Below are 23,381 nucleotides of genomic sequence, written 5' to 3'. Positions count from 1 at the left end.
GGGTTTTTCGGTAGGGTCGGGTTGCTGAGCCAACCTTGAACCGAGGAATGCCCCCGATGACCAAACCCATGATGGACCTCCGTGCGCTGGTGGAGAAGAGCGCTGATGCCGACCTGCTGCGCGAGATGATCGGCTTCGCCGCCGAGCGGCTGATGGAGCTCGAGGTGGGCGCCAGGACTGGCGCCGACTACGGCGAGAAGAGCAGCGAGCGGCTGGCGCAGCGCAACGGCTATCGCGACCGGGACTGGCAGACCCGGGCCGGAAGTGTCGAACTGCGCATCCCCCGCCTGCGCACCGGCTCTTATTTCCCCTCCTTCCTCGAGCCGCGGCGCTCGGTCGAGAAGGCGCTGACGGCCGTGATCCAGGAAGCCTATGTCCAGGGCGTCTCGACCCGCGCGATGGATGATCTCGTGCAGGCCATGGGCGGGACCGGGATCTCCAGGAGCCAGGTCAGCCGGCTCTGCGAAGAGATCGACGAGCGGGTCGACGCCTTCCTCACGCGGCCGATCGAGGGCGAATGGCCCTATCTGTGGATCGACGCCACCTACCTCAAGGTCCGCCAGGGCGGGCGCATCGTGTCGGTGGCCGTCACCATCGCCGTCGGCGTGAACACGGATGGGCGACGCGAAGTCCTGGGCATGGCCATTGGGGCCTCGGAAGCCGAGCCGTTCTGGACCGAGTTCCTGCGCGACCTCGTGCGCCGCGGGCTCTCCGGCGTGAAGCTGGTGATCAGCGACGCGCACGAGGGCATCAAGGCTGCCACGGCCCGGGTGCTGTCCACCAGCTGGCAGCGCTGCCGGGTCCATTTCCAGCGCAATGCCCTGGCGCATGCCGGCAAGAACAGCCGACGGGTGGTTTCCGCCTTCATCGCCACCGCCTTCGCCCAGCCGGACCACGCGGCGGCCAAGGCGCAATGGCGGCTCGTGGCCGACCAGATGCGGCCCAAGCTGCCGAAGCTCGCCACGCTCATGGACACGGCTGAGGAGGATGTGCTGGCCTACATGACCTTTCCCGCCCAGCACCGCGCCAAGTTACATTCCACGAATCCGATCGAGCGTCTCAACGGCGAAATCAAGCGGCGCACCGACGTGGTCGGGATCTTTCCGAACGAAGCATCCATCCGCCGCTTGGTCGGCGCGATCCTGATGGAGCAGACCGAGGAATGGACCGTCCAGCGCGGCCGATACCTGACGCTGGAAACCCTCGCTCCGGTCTGCGATGATCTCACCGTCAGCCTGCCTGCCGCGCAGCGCGACTGACCAGCTCGACCCGCTTCCGAGCACGAGGCCCGCGGTCAGCTACACCACAAGATGGGACACGATCTTTACGCCCGTTCCCTTAGTCGCTCCCGCTGTGCGACGTTGGCTTGGAACAGTCTCTTTTTTTCTCGCAGCGAACGGCAGCTATCGCTCGTGCTTCCTCGGCGCTCGGTCGAGAAGGCGCTGACGGCCGTGAACGCCAACATGCCACCCCTTGCGGGACCACGGGGAGGATCTTCGAATCCAGCACGCAGCAAGATCAGCTCTTGACCAACGTGATTACAGAACGACATGCGATACGGACCACCTGACGATCCGGGACGCACTCTCAGACGGCTTGAAGTGTGCCTGGTTTCCCAATCATTGTATTATTTGATTCCGTTCTGAGCCTGTCCTTTGGGGCTGGCAGAGCAACAGGAGCCATCGTGACAAAAATATACGTTGAACTAAACGGCGTCGTACTGGAGCCGCACTGGTATGACCCCAACAACAAGGCAACGAAGCCAGATCGCTTCGGAAAGAGGGGTGGCTACCGTGTGCATCCGGCCGGAGACGGTCACAACGAGTCAGCAAACGCCGTGTTTTACCGTTCTCTGGAGGACGTTGCAGAACACCTAAAAGCGTGTCCGGACTGGGGACTCCGCTTCAAGACGCCCGCAGGTCCAGCCAACATCTTCTATGAAGATATTATCATCGATGGAAAGCCTCGCTGAATACGTCAAGACTGACCACCGGCCCTTTACCGCCGATGACCCTCTGTCAAGGGCTACCGTGCAGCCTCCACAGATGGTCTCTCATAAACAGTCTTGCGGATCGACTCAAATCGACAGTCAGCAGAGTATGGCGGGCAGACTTCGGTGGTCGCGATGCCGATCTGACTGAGCCGGAAATAAAAGCAAAAAGCACCAAGCGGCGCGCTACAGCGAGGCTTCCTCATGAAGACTAAGGACGGCGTTCAGAGTGACAGCATAGTCGCGTAGCTCCAACGGCCCGCCCTTATGAACAACCCCGACAACCCTCTCCATTCTATCCATAATTGGGCCTCCGGACATACCTTGGCCAATTTTAAACGAGAGGTTCAAGAGTTTGACGCCCGATCTCGTTGCCACATGAGAGACTTCCCCTCTTGATGTAGTAACGGCATCTCCCACCTGATAATCCGTAAAGCCGAACGCTCTGACAACATCACCGCCTCGAGCAGGAACTCGGCAAGGTTTCAATCCTTCGAACTTATTTTCTGGGACATCATGTTTGAGTATGCAGATGTCTCTCACTTTGCATCGTTTGGCGACTTTGACTTCGAATTTCAAATTGGGAGCTGATGGATGAAATACGCGGAAGAATTCCAAATCAATTTCCTCCGGCGGCGCGCAGTGCTCGGCACTTACGAGTCCGACACCGTCCAAGAAGAAAGCTGTTCCCTGAGCCCCCTCAGTTACACTCATAATTCCCTGCCCATTGGCCTCCGCTTCGCCATATAGTTTATCTATTTTTCTGTCATTATATTGCCACTCTATAATCCATATTCCCGAGCTCTGCCTCTCCCGGGGAGTCGGCTCCGTCGCGAGGGACGGCAAAAACTCTTTATTGAACTTGTCTGCCAGTGATCTATAAATCGGGTCACCTTTGCCTCGGACATTGGCAAGGTGATTGAGCTTCCCGCGCAAATACTGCTCCAGTGATCGCTTCGCCGACGGGCGCTTCTGTCGGAACTTTGCCTCTGCGACGGCGTATCCGTCTTTCATAATGCTGAAAAGGATTGCGCGAATGTTACTTATGTATGTCCTCGGAACATTCGGAAACTCATTAACAATTAATCCGGTCACAATTTTCCTGTGCGATCCGGATGAAAAGCGAATCTTTTCCTCGTTCAGAAAGAACCCATTCTTCACGACCACGTCAATCAAATCGACTGAAAGGGCGCTGATATCTAATTTCCCCGGAGAAGGAACGGTAGCTGAAAATAGACCCGCGGGCGTTCCATTCGTGGAGATACTAATATCATCAGCATATCTAGTAAAAACCAAATTCTGCTTCTTTGCGAAACTGTGCAAGTCTCGATCTAGCGAGAAGCAGATCAAATTTGATATAATGGGGCTCGTCGGCGCCCCTTGCGGAAGGTACCCTGCGTGGCAGCATATTGTTGTGATCGCGTCACATACGTCGGTGGCAAATCCGAGATTTCGGAACAGCCCTCGTACCCGGTTCTCTGTGATCGACGGAAAGAAGGCTTTCAGATCTAAACTTAGGACATGCCTCTTTCTGGCGTGAATGGCGGCATTCGTAATGATTGATCGCCCCGAAACGAATCCGTGGGTGGAAAGCCGCGGACGGTAAAATTTCTCGAAAGAGCTTTTTAGGCGTCCCTGGAGGAACTTTAGCCTTGCATCGGGCGCAGATATCAGCCTCGCCTTTTTCGGAGACGGTATCGTGAATTCGCTATACATGAAAGATCGCGAAAGCCTGATCTTTAGAAGCTCCTTATCGGAAATGCCCAGGTAGTCTAGCATCTTACTCAGAGTCGTGAGCTCATCAGGTATACCGATCCTCGGCTTTCCTGAGCCGAAGATATAGCTTCCGGAAGGCACGAGGTGCTCCCCTCCATTCATGCATAGGATATCAGATTATGCAGGCCACAGACTTGTGCTGTTCATTGCGTCTTGCGTTTCAGTTCCGACAACGCGAGTGCGAGGGAGCACCTCGTATGGCATCGCTACGATAGATCGTGAAAGGCTGCAAGCGATCTCCTTGACGTCTGGCCGCTCTCTGCGCATTGCAGTCATACGAGCGCGGCCGATTGCCACTCCCCGGGCAGGCTAGGTGCTCAGAGCTCGGCCGCTTGGGCAAGCCTGGACAGGACTAGCGCATCGAGCGTGTCCGCCGAAGGTGCCAACTGCTTCAGCGCGTCCGGCACCGAGTTCCGGACATAGCTCGAGGCAAACTCCGTCGCCGCGTCGGGGGTAAGCTTGCGGGCCACGGCCAGGCGCGCAGCGGTCATGATCGCCGAATGCAGCGCCTCGCGATGCCGGGCCTCGATCTGGATCCCGGTCCAGCGCTGGAAACGGACGGTCGCGAGCCCGATCAGCGCGGTGAGCACCACGCCTGCGAGATCGAGGAGGCTCGGCGCTAGGGCGGTCAGCAGGCCGCTGCCGGTCGAGGCGGCGGCAGGGAGGGCGAGCGTGGCGAGGATGATGGCCGAGATCACCGAAGCGGTCCCCTGGGCAAGGGCGGCGACCAGCGGCCAGCCGACGAGCAGGATGAAGGTCAGCGCACAGAGGGCGAGCATGAGCACGAGGGGCGCCAGAGGCGCGAGGACGATGATCGGGGACATGGGGTCTCTCCTTCAGAGGCGGGCGAACTGGAAGTGCATCCAGTCGCGGTTGCAGGCGCGGCCGAGGCTCGTGGCGCCGGCGGCTTCGACGATGGTCCAGAAGGGCTCGTAGGCGGGCGCGGCGAAGCTCGCCCGGTCACGGCCCCAGCGGAGCGGGTTGCGCTCGGGATCGAGATCGACGGCGATCCCCCAGGAGTGCATCGAGAGCGCCGAGCCGCCGCGCATGGGCCGGTGGTTGAAGCAGCCGCCGAAGAGGTTCAGCCGCAGGCTCTCGAACTGGTCCGCGCCGTAGTGCGACACCGCCTCGCGGAAGATCCGCGTCATCGGCGCGGCGACGAGCTTGTGGCAGCGGAAGCTCGTGATGCTCGTGTTGAGATCCCAGGCGAGCCGGAACGGGATCGGCAGCTCGACGATCCCGCCGGTGCAGTCGGGCCCGCCTGCCACGCCATAGAAGGTCGCGACGGACTCCTGCCGCGGATAGGCGCCCTGGGCATCGGCCACGGCATGGCCGGGCAGCGTCACCCGGTCGACGGCGGCGCGCAAGGGCCCCGAAGCCCAGGCGGTGAGCGCCTCGCGGGTGTTGGGCCCTAGGAGCCCGTCGATCCGGCCCGGCGCATGGCCGAGCCGCGCCAGCACCGCTTGGCCGGCCGCGATTCGCTGCCGGCGCGAGGGCCAGCCGCGCCAGGGCATCGGCTCTCCCTCGAGCGCAGCCTGTGTGGCCGTCTGGGTCAGCGGCCCCGCATCGCCGTCGATGGCGCCGCGGTAGAGCCCCGCGGCCGACAAGAGCCGCTGGATGTCGGAAGTCGTCACGTCTTTCTCCATATGCAAAAGCCCCGCGCGAGGGCGGGGCGTGGGTGGTCGGCCTGGTGGGATTTTCAGAGGAGGGTCGCGATCCGCTCGCGGTTCGAGACGAGGAGCTCCTGCGCCTCGGTGCTGCCCGAAGCGGAGACCGAATAGCTTAGCCGCACCGGCTCGAGGTGGAACCGGCCGAAGAGCGCCCGGATCTCGGGCGTGTCATTGATGGACATGAGGAAGGCGCCCTTCAGGCCGCCGAGGATCTCGGCGATCCGCGCGAACTGCGCCCGGTCGAAGATCCCGCGACCGTAGTCGTTCTCGCCGCCGAAGTAGGGCGGGTCGAGATAGAAGAGCGTCTCGGCCGTGTCATAGCGCGGGATGAGATCCGCCCAGTCGAGGCTCTCGAAGACCACGCCGTCGAGCCGCTCGTGGGCGGCGTCGAGCACCGGCTCGAGGCGCGCCAGCGAGAAGCGCGGCCCGTGCCCGGCCGAGACGCCGAAGACCCCGTCGAGCTTGCCGCCGAAGCTCAGCCGCTGGAGGTAGAGGAACCGGGCGGCCCGCTCGAGGTCGGTGAGCGTGGCGGGGTCGGTGACCCGCAGCCGATCGAACTCGCGCCGGCTGCAGATCTGGAAGCGCATGATCTCGAGAAGCTGCGGGTAATGGCGCTGCAGAATCCGGAAGAGGTTGATGATCTCGCCGTTGCGGTCGTTCATCACCTCGAGGCGCGGCCGGAAGCGGCGGCGGAGGAAGATCCCGCCCATGCCGACAAAGGGCTCGACATAGGCGCGGTGGGGGATGGCCTCGATCCGCTCGAGGATGAGCGGGTGGAGACGTTTCTTGCCGCCGAGCCACGGGGCCACCGGGGCGGCGGGAGGTACTTGTTTCATTTGGTGATTCTGCCTCACAAGGCGCCTGCCCTCGCGAGGGGTGGCAGGCAGTCTGAAAGGCGACGGACAGGCTGGCGCGGTTGTAGGTGAGACTTTGGCCGCGTGGTTCGGGCTGTTCGCGCAGCCCGGCCCCTGCCAGAGGGGCGCTGCGGGCGCGCTGTCGCGCGACCGTATTTTCACTACACACCTATATTGATTGCTGCCTTTTGCGTGTGTATATTTAATCGCGTGAGCGACGGCATCGAACTCGAATGGGACGAAGACAAACGGCAGGCCACGCTGGCAGACCGTGGCCTCGATTTCGCCGACGTCGCTCTGATCGACTGGGATGCCGCGCTGACCCTCGAGGACACGCGGCGGCCCTACCCGGAGACCCGCTACATCACCGTCGCGCCCATCCGCGACCGTCTTTGCGTTGTGGCCTGGTGCTGGCGGGGCGACGTGCTTCGCGTGATCAGCCTGCGCAAGGCGAACGCCCGAGAGGAGAGGAAGTATGGCTAAGGTGACACCCTACATCGGCGACGACGACGAAGTCCGCGAGCTGGACGACCACTTCTTCGCCAACGCGCGCCGCGGCCGGCCGCCGAAGCCGAGCGAGCAGAAGAAGGTGCGCATGAACCTGATGATCGATCCCGAGCTCGCCTCCAGGCTGGACGGGATGCCGAACAAGAGCGCCTTCGTGAATGAGGCGCTGCGGAAGGCGCTCGCGCCCTGATCGTGGTGAGGGGCAGCCTCGGATCGCCTCCGTTACCCCGCACTCCTTCCCCGCCAGAGCCGCTCCAGCATCGCCGTCGTCCCGCGCGGGCCGAGATAGGCCAGCATCGCCACGAGCCCCATGGCGGCGCGGCCGTCTAGGTTGAGGTACGAGCTCAGCGCTTCGCCCACGAAGGCCATGGCGACGAGGGCGGGGATCTCCCAGAGGAGCTCGCGGCCGAAGAAGGCGCGGCGGCGGGCGCGGACCTCGCCCGTGTGATACATGAGCCGCCCCATGGCGGCCGCGATCAGCGTGGCGATGGCCCCGCCCCAGAGCGCCGTGATGGTGTCGATCAGTCCCTTTTCCGGCATCGCGCCGCTCCTGTTCTGCGCGCCTCGCGCGGGTCTCGGCCCGGCCGGGGGTGGCCGGGTCGTGTCATGATGATCGGGAGGGCGGGAGCGCCTTAGGCAGGCGGGCCTGCGGGCCTGACGATCCCGGCGGGGGCGCCCAGCCGCCTCAGCACGTCGCGCAACGGCCGACGACAGGCGGCCCAGGCGGCGCGGTCGGCCGGCGTGTCAGCGACTCGCGTTGAACCGGACCGGGCTCACAGCGTCACCTGCGCGGCTTCGATGAACAGCCGATCGGTCTCCTCCGGCGAGAGGCCGAGGAGAAAGGCGAGCGTGTCCATCGTCTCCGATCCCCGGACGAGCACCGTCGCGCCGCGCAGCGCCGCCCGCATCGCCCATGGGTAGGCGGCGTCCTCCGCGATGGCCATCGCACGGGCCCACTTCTCCTCGCCGACCACGATCATGACCTGCAGCAGGCTGATCTCGGCCGGCCCCCGCGCGCGGGCCTCGGCCTGCGCCTTGATGTCCCGGGCCTTCATGAGCCTGCTGTAATCGATGGTTGCGGTCGTCATCATTGCTCTCCTCCTGCTCATGGATCAGCCCTCCGCGGACGGCGGGAGATAGGGCGGGATCGGGATATCCTGATCCTCGACCTCGATCGTGCCCGGGTTCGGCAAGGAGATGTCCCCGTAATAGCCGTGGGGGAACACCACCTCGAACTCGAGCACGCCGTTGACGCGGGTGACGTTGCTGGTCACCCAGGTGTTGTCCATCGCGTCCCAGGGGAGCACGTCTCCCTCCTCGACGTCGCTGAAGTCGTAGACCATGTCATTGCAGGTCAGGGTGTCTCCCTGAACCCGGAACAGGGTCAGCTCATACATCCGCCGAAGCGGGACCATGCGAATGCGCATCATGGCGGGTTACCTCCAGCGACCGGTGACGAGAAGATCGACGACCTGCGTCGCGGCGTAGGACGTCGGCGACAGAAGCATGTAGGCGGCGACGTTCGAGGCCCCCGGCCGGCCGAGCAGCGAGATCACGGAGCCGCCCCGGCAGCCGCCCGTCACGCAATGCCCGTTCAGGGCCCCACTCGCGAACTCGACGGGAAGCGTCACCGTCTGCCATTCGGTGCGATAGAGGGGCCCATGCGGAGTGGTCGGACCCGGAACCCCGGTCTGGACCAGGCGGCAAAGCTGCGTCCCATCCGCAAAGCGAACATACTCGGCGCCAGCCGTCTCGCCCTTTTCGATGATGCCGCCGCGCGGAAGTCCGGAAGACCAGCTCACGGCGCCCACGATATTGCGCTGGTCGTAGGTCAGGAACCAGTCTCCCCAAGTGGTGTCCTTGGAGCGGCACCAGTGCCCGGTGTCGCTGGCCGTCTGCGGGTAGGCGATCTGCACCGCGCGGCTGGCCCCGTGCTGGATGTGCTGCAGGGTGCCCACGGTCATGCCGCCGGGGCGGTTCAGCGTGGTCCCTGTGACCCGATAGAAGCCGGTGGTCGTGATCTGGTCCACGTCGTTTCCGGGCGCGGTGCGCGCCGTGCCGCCGAGGCCATAGTCCCCGACCTTGAGGAGGCGCCCCGGCGTGGTGTCGAGATCGGTCTGGGTCACGGCCGTGCCGGACATGAGCCCCTGCAGCTCCATGCCGGAGGGCGTGAACCGCGCCCGTTCCGTCCCCTGACAGGTGACGCCGAGCTCGTTCTCGGCCGCGAGGAAGAAGCCCGTGTTCGAGCCCACCTCCCCGTTGAAGGTGAGGCCCGGGAAGGTCTGCGTCCCGTCCGGAACGCTGAACGGCACCAGCGCGGCCGCGCGGCCGGAGCCGACCCGGAACCGCTCCTCGCCCCCGGCCGCGATCCCGAGGAGGTCCGCCGAGGCCCGGAAGATCCCGGTGTCGAGGTCGCCCGCGAAGGTGAGGCCGGGGGTGGCCGCCGCCCCGCCGGGCAGCACGGCCGGGAGGGTGGACTGGAAGTGGGAGGTGGAGAAGAAGCCGCGCGTGGCCCCGCCCGTGACGAACTGCAGGACATCCGCCCCGTCGCTGCGGATCCCGGTGTTCGGATCGGTCTCGAACGAGATCCCCGGGGCGGCCGCCGTCCCGAGCGGCGCCCGGAGCGGCACGGTCGAAGTGAGCGCGAGGGCCGAGACCGTGAGCCGGAGGACGCCGCCGGCCGCGATCCCCAGCGCATTGCTGCCCGGCCGGAAGAGCCCGGTGTCGCGATCGTCCCGCCAGAAGAGGCCGGGGGCTGCGGCGGTGCCGTCGCCGAAGCCCGCGCCGGTGAGATAGGGCAGAAGTTCGTTCAGCTCGGCCACGAAGGCGGGGAACCAGCCCAGGAAGGCGTCGGCATTGTCGTTGAAGGTGCCGGGGTTGCCGCTGTTCGGCGGCGTCGGCGGGGGAGAGAAGAAGTCCATGGGATGCTCCCTTGCGTCAGGCGAGGCTCTCGACCTCGGCGCGGCCGTCGCAGATGGCATGGCCGAGGGTAAGGTCGTAATCGCGGAGGATGCCGGCGACGGTGGTGCCCCAGACGTCGGCCCCTTCGCCCGCGTAGAAGACGGCGAGCCGGCTCGAGACCCGCTCCATGATCGACTGGACGCGGGCCGCGCCCTCGAGCGGGACCTGGAAGGCGAGCGAGACGGTGCGGGTGACGGGGCGCGGCACGATATAGAGCCCGCCCCATTCGTCGCGCTGCTTCACGGAATAGTCGACGAGACCGAGGCCGGTGCCGGCCACCGTGGTGCCGACCGGCGTGTCGCGGCCCATCACGATCTCGCCCACGCGGGTGACGGCGCCCCCCGTTACCGTGATGTCGAGCGTGGCCCCGGCCGGCAGCGGAGCCGCGACGATCACGTTCGGCGTGAAGGCGAACTCGGTGAAGACATATTCCCAGAAGGTGCCCACCGGATCGCGCGCCACGAGATCGACCGTCCGGTCGTGGATCGTGGCCCCTGCGGGCGTGGTGACCGTCACCCGGATCGAAGCCGCATCGAGGTTGAAGAAGGCGATGCGGTTCAGCGTGCGCGGCAGCCGGATGGAATAGGTGATCGTGGGGCCGCCGACCGTCTGGCCGCCGATCCGCTCGTCGAAGGCGCGCCAGCGGTTGGTGGCCCCGATCCGGAGCCACCAGCTGCCGAGCGCATCCCCCGCCGGATCGTGGCCCTGGTTGCCGTCGGCCACGCTCTCCCAGACGCCGTGATCCGCCACCACGCGCGCGCCCCGGGCGTAGGTCTGGCCTGCGCTCCAGGCGGGATGGTCGTCCTCGGGGATATTGCTCGCGAGAAGCGCCGCCGGCGTCACCGGGGTCGGCAGGATGATCCGCATCAGACGGCCTCCGTCGGGTCGATCCGCACCCCCACCGTGCCGATCCGGCGCAGGTCCTTGGCGGTGGCGGTGGAGGCCTCGGCGCCCTTGCGGGCCCAGACCTTCATCTCGGCCAGCTCGCGCGCCATCTCGGCATTCTGGGCGCGCAGCTGCACCAATTCCGCCTGCAGGTCGCGCACCGCCCCGGCCACCTCGGAGGCGCCCATGGCGGCGCCGCCGAGGATGTCGGCGGTCCGCCCCGCACTATGGATGCGGCTCGGGCCGGTGGCCTCGAGCTCAGGCCCGAGTTCGCCCACGAGACGCAGGCCCCCCGCATGCAGGCCGCCCGCGGCGAAGCCGGGGACATCGAGGCCGATGGCCGACCAGTCGAACACCTCCGGCTTGAAGGGCCGCAGGCCCGCGAGGATCGCCTCGCGGCCGTGGTTGCGGTAGTGGATGGTCGGATCGTAGCCGAACTCATCGGCCGCCACGTCCGGATAGAGCCGCAGGTAGTCGGCGGTATCGAGCGGGATCCGGCCCTTCCGCTGCTGGAAGATGCCCCAGAGGTAGTCCTTCAGGCTCCCCGGCAGCCGGCGGATCGTCTCGATCCCGTCGGTGGTCGAGAAGCCCTCAATGGCCCGCATCACCTGCCCGATTGTCTTGCCGTCGGTCGAGATCCCGGCCTTGGCGGCCATCGCCATGATCTGCTTGTCCGTGGCGAGGATGTCGCCGGCCGCATTGGTCGCGAGGCCTCCGGCGAAGGCCGAGAGAGCCGCCCCCTGTCCCCTCTTCGTCGCGGCGGCCGTCTCTGCCCGCACGGCGGACGCCAGATCGCCGAGCGCGGTGCGCAGCGCCGACATGGGGGCCGTGATCGCCCCCCGCGTGGTGGTCTCGAACCAGCTCGAGAAGCCGGTCGAGGGATCGAAGGCGAAGCTCCCGCCCAGCGTGATCCGGCCGCCCTTGGCGCCGAGGGCCTTGAGGAGTTCCGCCATGCCGAGATCGGAGGCGGGCCGGTCCATCACCAGCGCGAGCCGGCGCACCGACTGCGCCACGCGGACGGCGGCGAGCGTGCGCAGATCCTCGGGCAGCGCGTCGGCCTTCGCCAGATAGGTGATGCGCGCGAGATGGTCGGAAGACTGCTTCGCCGCGATCCAGACCAGATCGGGCGAGAGATCCATCCGCCGCAGCACCATGTCGAGCGAGACCTCGACCCCGCTCGTGGCACTCTTCAGGATGCGGCGCAGGTCGGCCGGAATGTCCGCCGTCGCCGTCAGCCCCACGGTCACATCGATCCGCTCGCGGAGCGCGGCGAAGGAGATCTCCTTCGCCGCAGCGATGGCGCTCTCGAGCGAGCCCAGCTGCGCATTCAGCGCCGTAATCTGCTCGGGCTTCAGCGCCTCGCCGCCGGTCAGATAGTCCCGCACCTCGGTCAGGAGATCGACCTGCTCCTGATAGAGCGTGGCCAGCACATCCTCCTTCGCCCCCTCGAGGCCGGTCACGCCCTGCAGGAGCTGCAGGTCCGAAAGGACCCGCGCCTGCGCGCGCGCCACATCCACCGCGGACCTGGCCTGCCCGCGCACCGCTTCGATATAGGCCGAGGCCGCGCCGGAGACGGCTTTGGCGGCGTCCTGATCGCCCGCCATCGCGCTCGCGAGCATCGTCTGATAGCGCGCCTGCGACTGGGCCGCGGCCACCGCGGGCGAGATCAGCTCAGACGCGGCCGAGCGCAGGTCGCCGATAGTGTCGCGCAGAGACAGCGTGACCTGATACCAGCCCTTCGCCGCCGCGGCCGCCGCCCGCTGCGCCTCGGCCGCGCCGGAGATCATCCCGTCGAGATCCGTGGCGATGGTGCCCACGAGCCCCGCCAGCCCGGCCGAGAGGCTCGCCACGCTCGGCAGGATCTGATCCATGACGCCGGCCATGCTCACGAGGGCCGCGTAAAGCTCCCGACCCCGCTCGGTGGTAAGATCCTGCGCCTCGACCAGCCGGCGATACTCCGCCCGGGTCTGCGGAAGGGCCACACCCATCCGGGCCAGCGCCTCGGTCGCCTGCCGGGTCGCGGTCTCCATCCGCTCGGCCTCGCTGTAAAAGGCCTGATAATAGGAGGAGGTGGCGGAGACGAGCCCGTCGAGCCCGCCGAAGAGCGCGGCCAGATCCGAGGCCATGCCGGCCGTCACCATGTCCACCGCCCGGAAGCTGTGCCCCAGCGTGTCCATGACGCCGTTGACGCCGGACATGGCCGCGCTCAGCCGCTGCAGGGCCTCGACGAAGCTCTCGCCCTCCTTCACCAGAGCGGCGAGCTCGGGGCGGGTCGAGACCAGTGTATTGCCCGCGATCAGGTCGGCCAGGTCGCCCTGCTGCTTCCGACCCAAGAACGCGGAGAGAATCTTGTCGCCGAGGGATCCCTTGAGCCCGCTCACCACCGCATAGGACGTGCCCTCCGCGATCCGCTTCTCGAGGTCCTTGATCGCCTGGTCGTTCCGGCCGACATAGCCGAAGGCGCGCGCCGCGAAGTCGTCGCCGAGCTCGGTCAGCTTCTCCTGCAGCTTCGCCCCGATCTCCTCGTCGGAGAGGCCCTTGGTCGAGAACCTGACCGAGGCCGCAAAGCCCTTGAAGGCCTCGGCCCCGATGCCCAGCGTGTCCGCCACATCCATGACCGAGGCCTGCATCTGGCTCACGGCCTTGACGATGGGGCCGGCCACCGCGCCATCCGCGAGGCCGTAGCTCGTGCTCCGCGACTTCGACAGCCCGCCGAACCGGGACTTCTCGACCTTCCGGTAGCTCTCGACCATCGCATTCAGCTCGCGCACGGTGACGCGCAGCCCTGCATCGAGGAGCTTCGTCTTCGAGCCGAAGAAGGAGAAGGCCGCTGCCACGGCGGCAATGGGGCCCAGAATGGCGCCCGCCGCCTGCGCGAACCCGACGAGGCCGCTCGTGGCCATGCTCAGAGACTGGCCGATATAGGCAAAGCCCCCCGACAAGCCGCCCGAGAAGAAGTTCCCGAGCGAGCCCAGAGCCCCGCTGCCGAAGGCGCTGAACGCATTGCCAATGCTGCCCAGGAACCGGCCCCCGCCGCCGAAGAGGCTGCCCAGCATCCCGAGGCCGCCGCCCATGCCCGGCACCCCCGCCGCCGCGGCCGCGGTGCCGGCGAGGCCGCCGGAGCCGAGCCCCATCCCGATGATAATCCGGTTGCGCGCCGCCGTGGCGATCATCTCGGCCAGCATGCCCTTGAAACTCCCGAGGACGCTGCCCACGAAGCCCTTGAAGTCCTTGAACCCGCCGGCGACGAAGTCGCCCCAGGCCGTGGCCACGTCGCCGATGAGCGGGATGCCGTCGCCGAGCTCCTTGTTCAGCTCGCCGATGGCGCGCCGATGCTCGTCCGCCGAGAGCAGGCCCTTCTTCGAGAGCTCTCCGAGCTTCGCGATCTCCTCGCGGTACTTCTGCACCGGCGTCTTCAGCCGCTCCTTCCACGCCTTTGCGGCCGTGACGAGATCGGAGAGCTTCTGCTTGGCACCGCCCGCTGCGCCGCCGAGGTCCGACACGCCCTCGCCGAGGTCGGAGACGGAAGGCGCCGCCCCGTCCGCGGCCTCCCCGGTGCCCGTCACCGCGGAGCGCAGCTCGGCCGCGGCAGCGGCGGCGGCGTCGAAGCCCTCCGAGGCGAGCGCTTGGGCCTCCTCCTTCAGCGCCTTCGCCTCGTCGCGCGCGGCCTCGGCCGCCGAGGTCAGGGCATGGACCCCGGAGCCCGCCATGATCGCCATGTTGCCCACATCGAGCGCCGCGTCGCCCATGCCGGGGATCGCGGCCATCCCCTGCGACAGGTCGCGCAGGAAGTCGGTCCATTTGCGGGCGACGGCGGCGATCATGGTCAGAAAGCCCCCCTCGACCGTCTTCCAGACCGCGTCGAGCGCCGGGCCGAGGGCGGAGGCGCTGGTCTTGATGCCCTCCCAGACGCCGCGGGCGACCCGGCCCATGATCTCCATGGCGCTCCCGAGGCCGCCCACCGCCTTGACCACGCGCAGCGTCTGGTACGCGAGCTCGCCCACGGCCACGACGGCGATCCCGAGGCCGGTGCGGATCAGGGCCGCGCGGGTGGCGACGAGGCCCGCGACGAACGCCCAGGCCGCGCGGGTGGCGACGATGAGGGCCGGGGTCATCGAGACAGCCAGCGCCGCCGCAGCCGTCGCGGTATAGACCGCCAGCCGGTCGATGTTGCCGGCCACCGCGCCCGCGACCGAACCGATCCCGTCGATCACGCCGCGCAGGAGACCGCCCTCGCGCATGGAGGTGGTGAAGGCCACAGCCATGGCCTCGACCGCGGGGGCGAGCTCGGCCGCGATCCGGTCGCGGGCGGCCGAGACCGCCGTGGCCATCTGCCCGAGCGCCAGGTGCGCATCGCGGAGCGCCGCCACCGCGTCGTCGCTGAGGATCGCGCCGAGGTCGGCCGCCTGGTCCCCGAGCCGCTCCATCTCGGCGCCGTTGTTCCGCAGGAGCGGCAGGAGGAGGGTCGCGTCGTTCGCGATGGCCTCCATGTAGAAGGTCATCTGCGCCTGCGAGACGCCCGCCTTCTCGAGGCTCGAGACATAGAGCTGCAGCGCCTGCGGCCCGGAGAGGTTGCGGAACTCCTTCGCCGTGACGCCGACCTTCGGGGCGATCTTCTCGAAGAAGTCCTTCATCTCGCCGCCGCCGGTCGAGAGGAAGTCGCCCACCTTGTCGTTCACGTCCTTCAGGATGTCGGCGAGCTTCTCCTGCTCGATGCCGACGCTCTTCGAGGCCGCAGACCAGCGCTGCAGCATCTGCGGCGTGGTGTTCGCGACCTGCGCCAGCCGCGAGATCTCGTTCGCCGCCCGGGCGGTCGGCACGACGATGCCCGTCATGGCGGCGCCGACCGTGGCGCCGATGGCCGAGAGCGCGCCGAACGCCTTCGCCGCCGCCCCGAGCGAGGACTGCGCCTTCTTCAGGCCCTTCTGGAACTCTGCGCTGTCGAGGCCGAGGTTGACCCGGAGTGCGCCGATGACTGCCGACATGGGAAGCCTCCTCATGGAGAAGGCCGCCCGGAGGCGGCCTGGTCAGTTGCGATTGCGGGCGCTGGTCCGGCGGCGGGCCGCGCCATGCTGGGGTCAACCCGGGGATCACCCGCGCCCTCTGAGTGCCATCCCGATGAGCAAGCCGCGCACCCGCTCGTGGTCGGTATCCCAGCCGGCGTCCGACTGCTGCGGGGGAGGCGCTGACGCCTCTGCCGGCGGCTTGTAGTCCGGCATCCTGCCCGGCTGGTGGAAGGCGAAGGCCACGAGGGTCGCGAGCTCGTGCTGCAGCACGCGCCGGTCCTCGATCTCGCGCCGGCGCCGTTTATAGTCGCCCTCGAGCACCCCCAGGACCTCGCGCGGGGTGAGCCGCCAGAACGGCTCATACTCCTGCCCGGCAGCGAGCCACCGGGCGAGGAGGGCCTCGATCAGGCCGCGGCCGGCTTTGCTTTGGGCTTTGCCGGCGCTTGGGCGTTTCCCTCGGCGTCCCCGGTCTCGGCCTCGGCCTTGGCCGCCTCGGGGAAGGCGGCGCGGATCGCATCGCCCAGGAGCCGCGAGGCCTCGGCCAGCCCGATCTCGTCGATCAGGTCGCCCGCTGCATCCTCGCTCAGCCCCTCGTGGCCCAGGCCGGCCCAGATCAGGCGCCGGAGCCGCAGCATGTCGCCCTGCGACGCCTCGCCCTGCATCGCCACGATGGCATCGACGAGGGTCTCCCCGGCCCGCTCCTGATAGCGGACCTGGGCGTTGGTGGTGAGCCGGAGGAAGCGCGCGCGCCCCTCGGCCTCGAACGGGATCGCGCCACGGATCATGTTCATGCCTCCGTCCCCCGCGTCCAGGTCGGGGCGCCGGTCCCGCGGATGTTGAGGTTGATGCCGACCGGCGCGCCGAGATCGCCCGCCTCGAGCTGCGGCACCGGGAAGCCGCGGAACTCGAACACGTCGCCCGTGCTCTGGTCCGGGGCGGGCTTCATCGTCACGCGGTAGTAAATCGGGTGCGCGGCCTCCTGATCGGCGATCATGGCGGCATAGCCCGCCGAGGTGTAGCCCATCGGGATGGTGATCTGGCCGATGTCCTTCAGCCCCTTGATATACTCGCGGTAGCCGCCCTCGCTGTCGAGCGAGGTCACATCCTGATAATCCTGCTCGACGGCAGGCACGGCGATCCCCTTGGCTTCCGGGATCGCGCTCCATGTGGCGCCATCGGTGGAGCGCTCCACCTCGGCCCCGTAGGCGATGATCTGTTTCGAGGCCATCCGGCCCTCCTATGCTGAGTAGATGGTGAGAAAGTCGAGCGAGACCCGGAAGGGCCGCCCGGTGTCGTCGCCCGGCTCGCGGAGATCGCGCGCGCCGTCGAGGAAGACACCCTGGAACCCGCCGCCGCTGTGGCCGTGGAGCACGGCGCGCACGGCGCGGGAAAGCTGTTTGGCTGCGCCGTAGCTCCCGGCGTAGCAGTCGATCTGGACGCGGGCCTGCTGCAGCCCGTCCGGCCCGCGGAGGGTCAGCCCCTCGCGGTCGCTCACCGTGCTGAGCACCAGCGCCGGCAGCGGCTCGCCCTGCGGATGGCGGCCGAAGTTCACGCGGGTCTGCACATGCGCCGTCACCCCGCCGGAGGCCAGCAGGAGCGCACGGAGGGCTTCTTCCATGTCAGCCTCCTGCGGCTTTCGCAGCGGCCCGGGCCGCGCGCTTCTCGGCGCGGACGACGGCCTTCGAGACCTGCTGCCAGAGATCGGCGCGGAGGCGCTCGAGGAGGGCCTCGCGGTCCTGATCCCAGGCCGGGCGGAGAAAGGGCTGCGGCGCCATGTGGATGTTGCCGAACTCCTGATTGTGCGCGCTCGGCAGCGGCCCCGCGCCCACGAACATCTCGACGCTGGCCCGGTCGTCGCGGAACATGCGGCGGTGCCGCTTCGCCTGCCGCCTGCTGAGGCGCGTCCCGACCGTGATCGACGGCGCCAGCGTGCGGGTGTCGCCGACCGGGGCCTTGCTCTGAGCCAGATCGGCCAAGGGCTGGGCCGCCGTCTTGAGCGCCCGCCGCAGGGCCGCCTTGCCCGCGGCCTTCGACAGCTTCGCAAGCTGGGCCTCAAGCTGGCGGAGGCCTGTGACGGAGACGGTGACGCTCATCGGTCGGTCCTCGCGAAACAGGTCAGTTCGAGAAAGCGGCGGCCGGCGCCGCCTTCCTTGATGCCGGAGATCTCGAAGCTGCGGCCTTCGGAGAGGAGCCGGTCCTTCGGCGTGAGGCTCCTCGCGAAGGCGGTGCGGTGGAGCGTGAAGCGGGTGGTGACGCTGGCCGCCACCTCGCCGGCGCTCCAGCGCTCGCCGTCGCTCAGGTCTGCCTTCGCCGCCCAGATCGGGGTGCCATGGTCGGCCCAGACCTCGACCGAGGCGAAGCCGTCGTCGGCGAGCGTGGCGCGCTGGATCTGCACCCGGCGGTCGAAGCGCGGGGCTCTCATTCCGACACCATCGGCCGGGCGTAGCGGGCCTGACGGATCAGGCGCTGGATGCCGAAGGAGAGCGGCGGGGCGCTCTCGGCTGGGCCGATCCCGGCGTCGTGCCATTCCTTGGCGAGCAGGATCACCGCCTGGCAGAGGCCGCGCGGGATCCGGGCCGGATCCTCGTGGCCGCAGAGCGCGGTGAGGCTGACGGCCCCGTCCGCCGCGGGCCGCTCGAGCACGGGCTCGGTGGCGCCGCGCACGAGGCGGGCGGCGGCGGGGTCGGAGATCTCCACAAGCTCGATCACCGGCGCGATGGGCAGATACCAGCGCGACCAGCGCCCGGCCGGGGTCTCGAAAGCCACGAGCCGGGGCATGAGGGGGCGGCGGGCGGCGGTCTCGACCACCTCGGTGGCGGCGGCGAGGAGCTCGGCGATCAGGAGATCGTCGTCGGGCCCGTCGAGATGGACCGCCCGCTTGAAGGCCTCGACCGGGACCGCGAGCGCCGGGGGCTCGATCACGCGCATGGGGTCACTTCCGCCGGCCCTGCACCGGCAGGTCGGCTGCGGGGGCCTTCGGCGCGGTGTCCACCGGGGTCTCGAGCGCGGCCACGGCGGCCTCGAAGCTCGGGGCAGGGGTCGCCGGTTCAACAGGCGGCGCGGCCGACGCGATAGGTGCCGCGTCTGCCGGCCGATACGGCACGGCATGGACGCCGATCAGGCCCGCGGCCGTTGCGGGGTCGAAGCCCGCGGTCTCGCCGCGGTTGTAGCGGTTCCAGGGGCGGATGAAGGTCACGATGGTCTTCATGGATCTCTCCGGGGGAAAGGGGGGATGCGCCGGCCCGCGCTCGGGCCGGCTGTGTGTCAGAGCGTCCAGCCGGAGGCATTGAAGCCGGCGAAGGCCTCGTCATGCGCCGGCGCGAAGTCGTGCTCCGAGATCGCCCGCATGAGGGTCAGGTCGTTCTGGAAGGCCGAGACGGTCGCTCCGTTGCCGTCGACGAAGGAGGCGTCGGTCGAGGAGCCCACCACCAGCGCCATGCTGTCGCCGATCATCGCCTCGTCGAAGTCCCCGAAGTAGATCTCGGTCTCGTCGCCGCCCGCGCCGAGGTTGTCGGGGATCTGCGAGCTCGTCCGGATCGGGAAGCCCATGAGCTGGGCCGAGGCCCCGATGGAGGGAAAGAGCGGGTTCCCGTTCGCGTCCTTCAGGCTCGCGAGCCAGTTCTTCGTCGAGGCCCGCATGATCCAGCCCGGCGAGACCATGCCCACGTCGGCATCCTCGACGAGCGAGACCGCGCGCCGGATCGCCGCCTCCGCCGCGGCCGGCGTGGCCGCCACCGGAGCGGCGGACCAGTTCGCGGGCAGCATCCAGTGCCGCAGCCCCTTCGGCGTGTCGGCGCTGCCGTCGCCGCGCAGGAACGCGAGATCCTCGCGCAGCGCCATCACCTTCAGGAGGTCGTCGCGCACGAGCTGCGCCATCGCCACGCCCGAGTGCCGCAGGAGCGAGTTGCCGATGGGGACCATGCCCACGAGTTTCTTGAAGCTCTGGTCGATCTTGTCGAAGCTGGGCTGGCTCGGCGCGATGGCGGCATTCTCGGCGGCATAGGCGGCGACGGCCGAGCCCACCTGCTTGGCGTGTCGCATCTCGCCCGCGGGCATCGGCAGGGTGCGGGCGCCCGAGGCGCGCACGACGACGCGGGCACGCAGCATCTCGATCAGCTCGGCCGCCTGCGGCCGCGGGATGGTGACGCCGCCCGCGCCTTCGCTCGCCCCCGAGAGAGCGGCCGAGATCGCGCCATGGCCCTCGGCCTCGAGGAGGCGGGCGGCCTTGTCCCGGTCGCCCTTGGTGCGGGCGAGGGCCTGGACCATGAAGCCCGCCGCCACGCCGCGATGCGCCGGATCGGTGGCAACGGCCGGCACGGCCTCGGCGCCGGCGGCACTTGCCCCGCTCCCGGCGCCCGCGCCGTCGCCCTGCGCCGCTGCGGCCTGCGCGGCCTCGACGGCCGCCGCGCGCGTCACGGCGGCATCGGCCCGGGCAAAGGCGGCTTCCGCGGCAGCAAAGGCCGCGGTCTCGGCCTCGAGCGCGGCCGCGTCCGGTGCCTCGGCCGCCTCGAGCGCACCGATGCGGGCGGCCACCGCGGCCATCGTGTCGGCCGCGGCCTTCCGGGCGCGGCGCAGGTCGTCGAGGTTCTGTCGTGCCATGGGATCCTCTCTTGGCAGGGCTGCATCCGCGCAGCCGAACGGCCCCGCCACGGGCGGGGGATGGGAAGGGGTGAAGGGGCTGGCCGCAGCCGGCCTGTTCCGGCTGGTTCGGCTCAGTTCAGAGGTGGCGTGAGGTGCCGACCGTTGCCGGTGAATGGTGTGAGCGGCGACTGGCTCGGGTGACCGCCGGCCCGAGACGCCATGCCTTTCTTCGGCTGCGACACGTTTGGAGCATAACCTATGGACGCGAACAGCAAGGAATCGATCATGAGCGTGCCTGTGTCCAAAGCAGAACTTCTGGACGCCATTTCAGTGACATTCGATAAGCTGATGCTCGAGCTTGGCCGAGTGCCGGCGGAACGCAGCCGCGTGGCTTCGCTGGAGGGACATGCCGCCGGGACATGGATGAGCCCCGCCGATCTGGTAGCCTATCTGCTGGGCTGGAACGAACTCGTCATGAAGTGGCTGGATCGGGATGATCGTGGCGAGACGGTGGAGTTTCCCGAAAGCGGCTTCAAATGGAACGAGCTCGGCTTGCTGGCCCAGAAGTTCTACGCGGACTATCGGCATCTCGAGTGGCAAGATCTGCTGAGCCGTCTCCAGGCGGTAAATGTTCGATTGGTCGAGACCATTTCGTCCCGAACCGACGCTGAGCTCTATGGCGGCGCCTGGTATGGCAAATGGACCAAGGGGCGGATGATCCAGTTCAACACTTCAGCACCCTATGCCAACGCGCGAGGGCGTATCAGAAAGTGGTTGAAGGCCGGATGTTGAGCGATGCCGCCACGCCCCTACGGCAGTCCCGGAGTTCGTTGCACGCGGTTCTGTCTGCCGGTCAGCTCCGGGCGAGCGCTGCCGCCGCCGCGGCACGGGCGGCGAAGGCGCGGCCGGGGCTGCGGGGCTTCGGCGCGGTACGGGCGGTGAGGCGGGCGTAGAAGGCGGCGCGGGTCTCGGTGCGGTCGACGAGGCCACGGCGGATGGCCTCGGGCGCGCGGAAGGTGGCGCCGCCGTCCTGCGGATCGTCGGTGACGCTGAGCCGCGCCGCGAGCTCGGCCGCGGGAATGGCGCGGCCGGCGGAGACGGCGGCGTGGAAGGCGGCCTCGGCCTCGTCGAGGCTGCGCTGGAGCTCGGCGCGGCCGGCCTCGGTCGAGGCGTCCGGGCGCTTGGCGCGGGCGTGGCGGGAGCTCATCTCGAAGATCTGCGCACCGTTGGCACCCGGCTGGACATGGGCCGCAGCGGTCAGCGCCACGCCGATGGAACCCGCGACGGCGCCGGGCGTCATCACGATCTCCGAGGCTTGGGAGGCGAGCCAATAGGCGGCGGAGGCCGCGAGCGGCGAGACGAGCGCATGGACCGGCTTCACGGTGGCCGCCGCGGCGATGGCCTCGGCCGCGGCCTCGATCCCGCAGACGAGGCCGCCCGGGCTGTCGATCTCGAGCACGATGGCGGCGGCATCCTCGCTGGCGGCGAGGTGGGTCAGCGTCTCGGCCAGACCGTGGTAGGTGGCCCAGCCGAACCAGCGCTCGTACTGCGCCATGTTCGGCGTGAGGATCCCGCGCACCGGCACCACGGCGAGACCGCGCGCGACGGTAAAGCGGTCGGGGACGCTCGGGCCGGCCGTTGGAGCACGGGCCGCCGCGGCGGGATCGGCCGCAGATTCCGGGATCGTGAGGGCGAGGAGGGGCGCCGCGAGATCCTCGGCCAGCGCCATGGGCTGCAGGGGGCCGAAGAGGCTGGCGAGCATGCGGGTCATGGGTCTCTCTCCTCGCTGCGGGTCATGTTCGGGGCCGGGTTCAGCCGGTCGCCGCCCTCGATGGGGTCGTAGCCGTCGATGCGCCGGGCCTCGTTCGGGGTCAGGATCGGGCCGCCCACCGCCTTGGCGAGGGCCTCGTAGCGCTCGCGCGTCGTGGGGCGCAGGAGGGCCCCGAAGTCATGTTTCAGGTAGAATCCGGCCCGGCGCTCGGCCTCGGTGAGGACGCCGAGTGCGAGCTGGTCCTCGACCTGCTTCGCCCAATGCAGGAGGCAGTCGGTCAGGTAATCGATGGCCTGCTGCTCGCCGTTTGCCTTCACGCCATATTCCATCATCTGCAGCTTCGCCGGCGGCACCCGGTAGATCGCCGCGATCTGCTCGCGGTCGAACTTGCGGCTCCCGAGGAGCTCCTGATCGGCCGCCTTCATGTCGAGCGTCTGCACATCCTCGCCCTCGCCGAGGATCGGGAAGCCCTCGACCTCCGGCGCGCGGAGGGCCGCGGCCACCCGGCGGGCGCTTCGGACGCGGGCCTCGTCATCCTCGTAATCGTCGCGGAGCCGGATCACGGCGCGGGCGGTCACGCCCGAGGCCGCGCGGGCCGCCGACTCCTGGCCCGCCAGCGCGAGGCCCACGCTCTCGGCCGCGACCTCGAGCGGGCTGCGCCCGGTCCAGCCGTCCTCGGCCATGTAGCGCAGATGGATCATGGCGCGGGCGGGCGCGCGGCGGCGGAGGCCCGCGCCGTCCTCGAAGTCGTAGAACCGGTCTCGGCCGGCGCGGAGCACGCTGCAGCCGGACTGGCGCACCAGATCGATCAGCTCGAGCTCGCCGGCCCCGTCGCGCGGCGCCCAGGCGAAGGCGTTGCCGCGGAGCGTGAAGGCATAGCCGAGCGCAAACCGCACCACCGAGGCCGCCACGCCCGGCGCCGCCTCGACATTCAGGAGATAGGGCGCCGCATGGTCCCGCACCCGGACCTCGCGGCCGTCGCCGGTGCGCTGGAAGAGCTTCAGCGGGACCTTGGCGAGATCGCCCGCGATGACGGCGCAGCAGGCATAGACCGTGGCATGGCGCTGCGCGACCTCGGCCGAGACGCGGGGCAGGGTGCGGATCCGGCTCGCCCCGCCCGAGCTCCAGCCCACTTCCTGCAGCCACGGCTTCGGCGCCGCCGTGCCGCTCACTTCGGCCGAGGCCTGCGGCGCCGTCACCGGCGGCTCGGTGCGGACGGAGGCGCCCGCCATTCGCGAAGCGCCAAATCGGGGCCATCTGCTCATGCCGGTCCTTCCTTCCGCCCGGCGATCCCGCGGGGAGCGCCTGCTCTTTGCTTTCGTGATGTTGGTGACCGCCGCAGGGGCTCGAAACGCACTGTCCGCTCCGAGCCTCATTGCA

26 protein-coding genes and 1 pseudogene are annotated in these 23,381 nt (G+C 68.6%); 5 read left to right on the top strand and 22 right to left on the bottom strand.

What is annotated here, in order from left to right:
• Nucleotides 1–56 precede the first annotated feature (56 nt).
• Nucleotides 57–1,259, top strand: a complete 1,203-nt coding sequence (locus tag LV780_RS12540) for an IS256 family transposase (RefSeq protein ID WP_117345032.1) — start codon at nt 57–59, stop codon at nt 1,257–1,259.
• Nucleotides 1,260–1,684: 425 nt separating this feature from the next.
• Complete coding sequence (locus tag LV780_RS12535) at nt 1,685–1,972, top strand: hypothetical protein (RefSeq protein ID WP_146172308.1); 288 nt, start codon at nt 1,685–1,687, stop codon at nt 1,970–1,972.
• A gap of 204 nt (nt 1,973–2,176) precedes the next feature.
• Here the strand turns inward: LV780_RS12535 and LV780_RS12530 are convergent, their stop codons facing one another.
• The 4 genes from LV780_RS12530 to LV780_RS12515 form a co-directional block, all read right to left on the bottom strand.
• Nucleotides 2,177–3,847: a reverse transcriptase domain-containing protein gene (locus LV780_RS12530; protein ID WP_181318521.1), complete on the bottom strand. Its 1,671-nt coding sequence runs from the start codon at nt 3,845–3,847 to the stop codon at nt 2,177–2,179.
• 236 nt (nt 3,848–4,083) lie between these two features.
• Nucleotides 4,084–4,590, bottom strand: coding sequence for a hypothetical protein (locus LV780_RS12525; protein WP_108221519.1), 507 nt, complete (start codon nt 4,588–4,590; stop codon nt 4,084–4,086).
• Between the two features lie 12 nt (nt 4,591–4,602).
• Entirely contained in the window at nt 4,603–5,412 is an 810-nt protein-coding gene (locus tag LV780_RS12520; protein ID WP_108221517.1) for a M15 family metallopeptidase, read from the bottom strand.
• A 53-nt stretch (nt 5,413–5,465) separates the two neighbouring features.
• Nucleotides 5,466–6,272 carry a DNA adenine methylase gene (locus tag LV780_RS12515; protein WP_108221515.1) on the bottom strand — a complete coding sequence of 269 codons (807 nt, stop codon included), beginning with the start codon at nt 6,270–6,272 and terminating at the stop codon, nt 5,466–5,468.
• A 228-nt stretch (nt 6,273–6,500) separates the two neighbouring features.
• On the opposite strand from LV780_RS12515, the gene LV780_RS12510 reads away from it, so the two are divergent.
• Together LV780_RS12510 and LV780_RS12505 are read left to right on the top strand one after the other, a co-directional pair.
• Nucleotides 6,501–6,773 carry a BrnT family toxin gene (locus tag LV780_RS12510; protein WP_108221513.1) on the top strand — a complete coding sequence of 91 codons (273 nt, stop codon included), beginning with the start codon at nt 6,501–6,503 and terminating at the stop codon, nt 6,771–6,773.
• Nucleotides 6,766–6,987 carry a hypothetical protein gene (locus LV780_RS12505; protein ID WP_108221511.1) on the top strand — a complete coding sequence of 74 codons (222 nt, stop codon included), beginning with the start codon at nt 6,766–6,768 and terminating at the stop codon, nt 6,985–6,987. Before LV780_RS12510 ends, LV780_RS12505 begins: the two co-directional genes overlap by 8 nt.
• A gap of 32 nt (nt 6,988–7,019) precedes the next feature.
• Here the strand turns inward: LV780_RS12505 and LV780_RS12500 are convergent, their stop codons facing one another.
• The 16 genes and pseudogenes from LV780_RS12500 to LV780_RS12430 form a co-directional block, all read right to left on the bottom strand.
• Entirely contained in the window at nt 7,020–7,337 is a 318-nt protein-coding gene (locus tag LV780_RS12500; protein ID WP_069331184.1) for a phage holin family protein, read from the bottom strand.
• Nucleotides 7,338–7,429: 92 nt separating this feature from the next.
• Nucleotides 7,430–7,504 (bottom strand): annotated as a pseudogene (locus tag LV780_RS22090) (hypothetical protein); the annotation flags it as partial.
• A 66-nt stretch (nt 7,505–7,570) separates the two neighbouring features.
• Nucleotides 7,571–7,888, bottom strand: a complete 318-nt coding sequence (locus LV780_RS12495) for a hypothetical protein (RefSeq protein WP_407647899.1) — start codon at nt 7,886–7,888, stop codon at nt 7,571–7,573.
• Nucleotides 7,889–7,909: 21 nt separating this feature from the next.
• Complete coding sequence (locus LV780_RS12490; RefSeq protein ID WP_108221507.1) at nt 7,910–8,227, bottom strand: hypothetical protein; 318 nt, start codon at nt 8,225–8,227, stop codon at nt 7,910–7,912.
• A 6-nt stretch (nt 8,228–8,233) separates the two neighbouring features.
• Nucleotides 8,234–9,718 (bottom strand): pyocin knob domain-containing protein, encoded by a 1,485-nt coding sequence (locus LV780_RS12485; RefSeq protein ID WP_108221505.1) that lies wholly within the window; start codon nt 9,716–9,718, stop codon nt 8,234–8,236.
• Between the two features lie 16 nt (nt 9,719–9,734).
• Nucleotides 9,735–10,625, bottom strand: a complete 891-nt coding sequence (locus tag LV780_RS12480; protein WP_117345031.1) for a hypothetical protein — start codon at nt 10,623–10,625, stop codon at nt 9,735–9,737.
• Nucleotides 10,625–15,628, bottom strand: coding sequence for a tail tape measure protein (locus LV780_RS12475; protein WP_181318520.1), 5,004 nt, complete (start codon nt 15,626–15,628; stop codon nt 10,625–10,627). Before LV780_RS12475 ends, LV780_RS12480 begins: the two co-directional genes overlap by 1 nt.
• A 105-nt stretch (nt 15,629–15,733) precedes the next feature.
• The gene (locus LV780_RS12470) at nt 15,734–15,970 is read right to left on the bottom strand and encodes a hypothetical protein (RefSeq protein WP_108221500.1); all 237 of its coding nucleotides are present in this window, start codon (nt 15,968–15,970) and stop codon (nt 15,734–15,736) included.
• A gap of 83 nt (nt 15,971–16,053) precedes the next feature.
• A complete protein-coding gene (locus LV780_RS12465; RefSeq protein ID WP_108221498.1) occupies nt 16,054–16,440 on the bottom strand; it encodes a hypothetical protein in 387 nt (128 codons plus the stop codon).
• Nucleotides 16,437–16,877: a phage tail protein gene (locus LV780_RS12460; protein WP_009567156.1), complete on the bottom strand. Its 441-nt coding sequence runs from the start codon at nt 16,875–16,877 to the stop codon at nt 16,437–16,439. The genes LV780_RS12465 and LV780_RS12460 overlap by 4 nt, the downstream gene beginning before the upstream one ends.
• Before the next feature lie 9 nt (nt 16,878–16,886).
• Complete coding sequence (locus LV780_RS12455) at nt 16,887–17,267, bottom strand: DUF3168 domain-containing protein (protein WP_108221496.1); 381 nt, start codon at nt 17,265–17,267, stop codon at nt 16,887–16,889.
• A 1-nt stretch (nt 17,268) separates the two neighbouring features.
• Complete coding sequence (locus LV780_RS12450; protein ID WP_108221495.1) at nt 17,269–17,742, bottom strand: HK97-gp10 family putative phage morphogenesis protein; 474 nt, start codon at nt 17,740–17,742, stop codon at nt 17,269–17,271.
• Nucleotides 17,739–18,071: a head-tail adaptor protein gene (locus LV780_RS12445; protein WP_108221493.1), complete on the bottom strand. Its 333-nt coding sequence runs from the start codon at nt 18,069–18,071 to the stop codon at nt 17,739–17,741. Before LV780_RS12445 ends, LV780_RS12450 begins: the two co-directional genes overlap by 4 nt.
• Complete coding sequence (locus LV780_RS12440; RefSeq protein WP_108221491.1) at nt 18,068–18,577, bottom strand: hypothetical protein; 510 nt, start codon at nt 18,575–18,577, stop codon at nt 18,068–18,070. The genes LV780_RS12445 and LV780_RS12440 overlap by 4 nt, the downstream gene beginning before the upstream one ends.
• Before the next feature lie 4 nt (nt 18,578–18,581).
• Nucleotides 18,582–18,857, bottom strand: a complete 276-nt coding sequence (locus LV780_RS12435; RefSeq protein WP_101341962.1) for a hypothetical protein — start codon at nt 18,855–18,857, stop codon at nt 18,582–18,584.
• 56 nt (nt 18,858–18,913) lie between these two features.
• Nucleotides 18,914–20,248 carry a phage major capsid protein gene (locus LV780_RS12430; protein ID WP_108221489.1) on the bottom strand — a complete coding sequence of 445 codons (1,335 nt, stop codon included), beginning with the start codon at nt 20,246–20,248 and terminating at the stop codon, nt 18,914–18,916.
• Nucleotides 20,249–20,488: 240 nt separating this feature from the next.
• On the opposite strand from LV780_RS12430, the gene LV780_RS12425 reads away from it, so the two are divergent.
• Nucleotides 20,489–21,022, top strand: a complete 534-nt coding sequence (locus LV780_RS12425) for a ClbS/DfsB family four-helix bundle protein (RefSeq protein ID WP_280523340.1) — start codon at nt 20,489–20,491, stop codon at nt 21,020–21,022.
• A 61-nt stretch (nt 21,023–21,083) separates the two neighbouring features.
• On the opposite strand, the gene LV780_RS12420 is transcribed toward LV780_RS12425, so the two are convergent.
• Both LV780_RS12420 and LV780_RS12415 read right to left on the bottom strand, forming a co-directional pair.
• Nucleotides 21,084–22,001: a S49 family peptidase gene (locus LV780_RS12420; RefSeq protein WP_108221486.1), complete on the bottom strand. Its 918-nt coding sequence runs from the start codon at nt 21,999–22,001 to the stop codon at nt 21,084–21,086.
• Nucleotides 21,998–23,266 (bottom strand): phage portal protein, encoded by a 1,269-nt coding sequence (locus tag LV780_RS12415; protein ID WP_108221484.1) that lies wholly within the window; start codon nt 23,264–23,266, stop codon nt 21,998–22,000. The genes LV780_RS12420 and LV780_RS12415 overlap by 4 nt, the downstream gene beginning before the upstream one ends.
• Nucleotides 23,267–23,381: the final 115 nt, after the last annotated feature.

It is taken from the genome of Cereibacter azotoformans (genome assembly GCF_021391315.1).
Classification (GTDB): domain Bacteria; phylum Pseudomonadota; class Alphaproteobacteria; order Rhodobacterales; family Rhodobacteraceae; genus Cereibacter_A; species Cereibacter_A azotoformans.
Note: the sequence above shows the minus strand (reverse complement) of the source record. Positions and strands in the feature narration are given on the sequence as shown.

Excerpts from the sequence above, each read along its gene's own strand:
- LV780_RS12415 (WP_108221484.1), bottom strand. The coding sequence starts at position 23,266 with ATGAGCAGATGGCCCCGATTTGGCGCTTCGCGAATGGCGGGCGCCTCC.
- LV780_RS12420 (WP_108221486.1), bottom strand. The coding sequence starts at position 22,001 with ATGACCCGCATGCTCGCCAGCCTCTTCGGCCCCCTGCAGCCCATGGCG.
- LV780_RS12500 (WP_069331184.1), bottom strand. The coding sequence starts at position 7,337 with ATGCCGGAAAAGGGACTGATCGACACCATCACGGCGCTCTGGGGCGGG.
- LV780_RS12525 (WP_108221519.1), bottom strand. The coding sequence starts at position 4,590 with ATGTCCCCGATCATCGTCCTCGCGCCTCTGGCGCCCCTCGTGCTCATG.
- LV780_RS12495 (WP_407647899.1), bottom strand. The coding sequence starts at position 7,888 with ATGATGACGACCGCAACCATCGATTACAGCAGGCTCATGAAGGCCCGG.
- LV780_RS12435 (WP_101341962.1), bottom strand. The coding sequence starts at position 18,857 with ATGAAGACCATCGTGACCTTCATCCGCCCCTGGAACCGCTACAACCGC.
- LV780_RS12460 (WP_009567156.1), bottom strand. The coding sequence starts at position 16,877 with ATGGCCTCGAAACAGATCATCGCCTACGGGGCCGAGGTGGAGCGCTCC.
- LV780_RS12540 (WP_117345032.1), top strand. The coding sequence starts at position 57 with ATGACCAAACCCATGATGGACCTCCGTGCGCTGGTGGAGAAGAGCGCT.
- LV780_RS12515 (WP_108221515.1), bottom strand. The coding sequence starts at position 6,272 with ATGAAACAAGTACCTCCCGCCGCCCCGGTGGCCCCGTGGCTCGGCGGC.
- LV780_RS12450 (WP_108221495.1), bottom strand. The coding sequence starts at position 17,742 with ATGAGCGTCACCGTCTCCGTCACAGGCCTCCGCCAGCTTGAGGCCCAG.
- LV780_RS12475 (WP_181318520.1), bottom strand. The coding sequence starts at position 15,628 with ATGTCGGCAGTCATCGGCGCACTCCGGGTCAACCTCGGCCTCGACAGC.
- LV780_RS12425 (WP_280523340.1), top strand. The coding sequence starts at position 20,489 with ATGGACGCGAACAGCAAGGAATCGATCATGAGCGTGCCTGTGTCCAAA.
- LV780_RS12480 (WP_117345031.1), bottom strand. The coding sequence starts at position 10,625 with ATGCGGATCATCCTGCCGACCCCGGTGACGCCGGCGGCGCTTCTCGCG.
- LV780_RS12440 (WP_108221491.1), bottom strand. The coding sequence starts at position 18,577 with ATGCGCGTGATCGAGCCCCCGGCGCTCGCGGTCCCGGTCGAGGCCTTC.
- LV780_RS12505 (WP_108221511.1), top strand. The coding sequence starts at position 6,766 with ATGGCTAAGGTGACACCCTACATCGGCGACGACGACGAAGTCCGCGAG.
- LV780_RS12445 (WP_108221493.1), bottom strand. The coding sequence starts at position 18,071 with ATGAGAGCCCCGCGCTTCGACCGCCGGGTGCAGATCCAGCGCGCCACG.
- LV780_RS12430 (WP_108221489.1), bottom strand. The coding sequence starts at position 20,248 with ATGGCACGACAGAACCTCGACGACCTGCGCCGCGCCCGGAAGGCCGCG.
- LV780_RS12455 (WP_108221496.1), bottom strand. The coding sequence starts at position 17,267 with ATGGAAGAAGCCCTCCGTGCGCTCCTGCTGGCCTCCGGCGGGGTGACG.
- LV780_RS12485 (WP_108221505.1), bottom strand. The coding sequence starts at position 9,718 with ATGGACTTCTTCTCTCCCCCGCCGACGCCGCCGAACAGCGGCAACCCC.
- LV780_RS12465 (WP_108221498.1), bottom strand. The coding sequence starts at position 16,440 with ATGAACATGATCCGTGGCGCGATCCCGTTCGAGGCCGAGGGGCGCGCG.
- LV780_RS12490 (WP_108221507.1), bottom strand. The coding sequence starts at position 8,227 with ATGATGCGCATTCGCATGGTCCCGCTTCGGCGGATGTATGAGCTGACC.
- LV780_RS12520 (WP_108221517.1), bottom strand. The coding sequence starts at position 5,412 with ATGGAGAAAGACGTGACGACTTCCGACATCCAGCGGCTCTTGTCGGCC.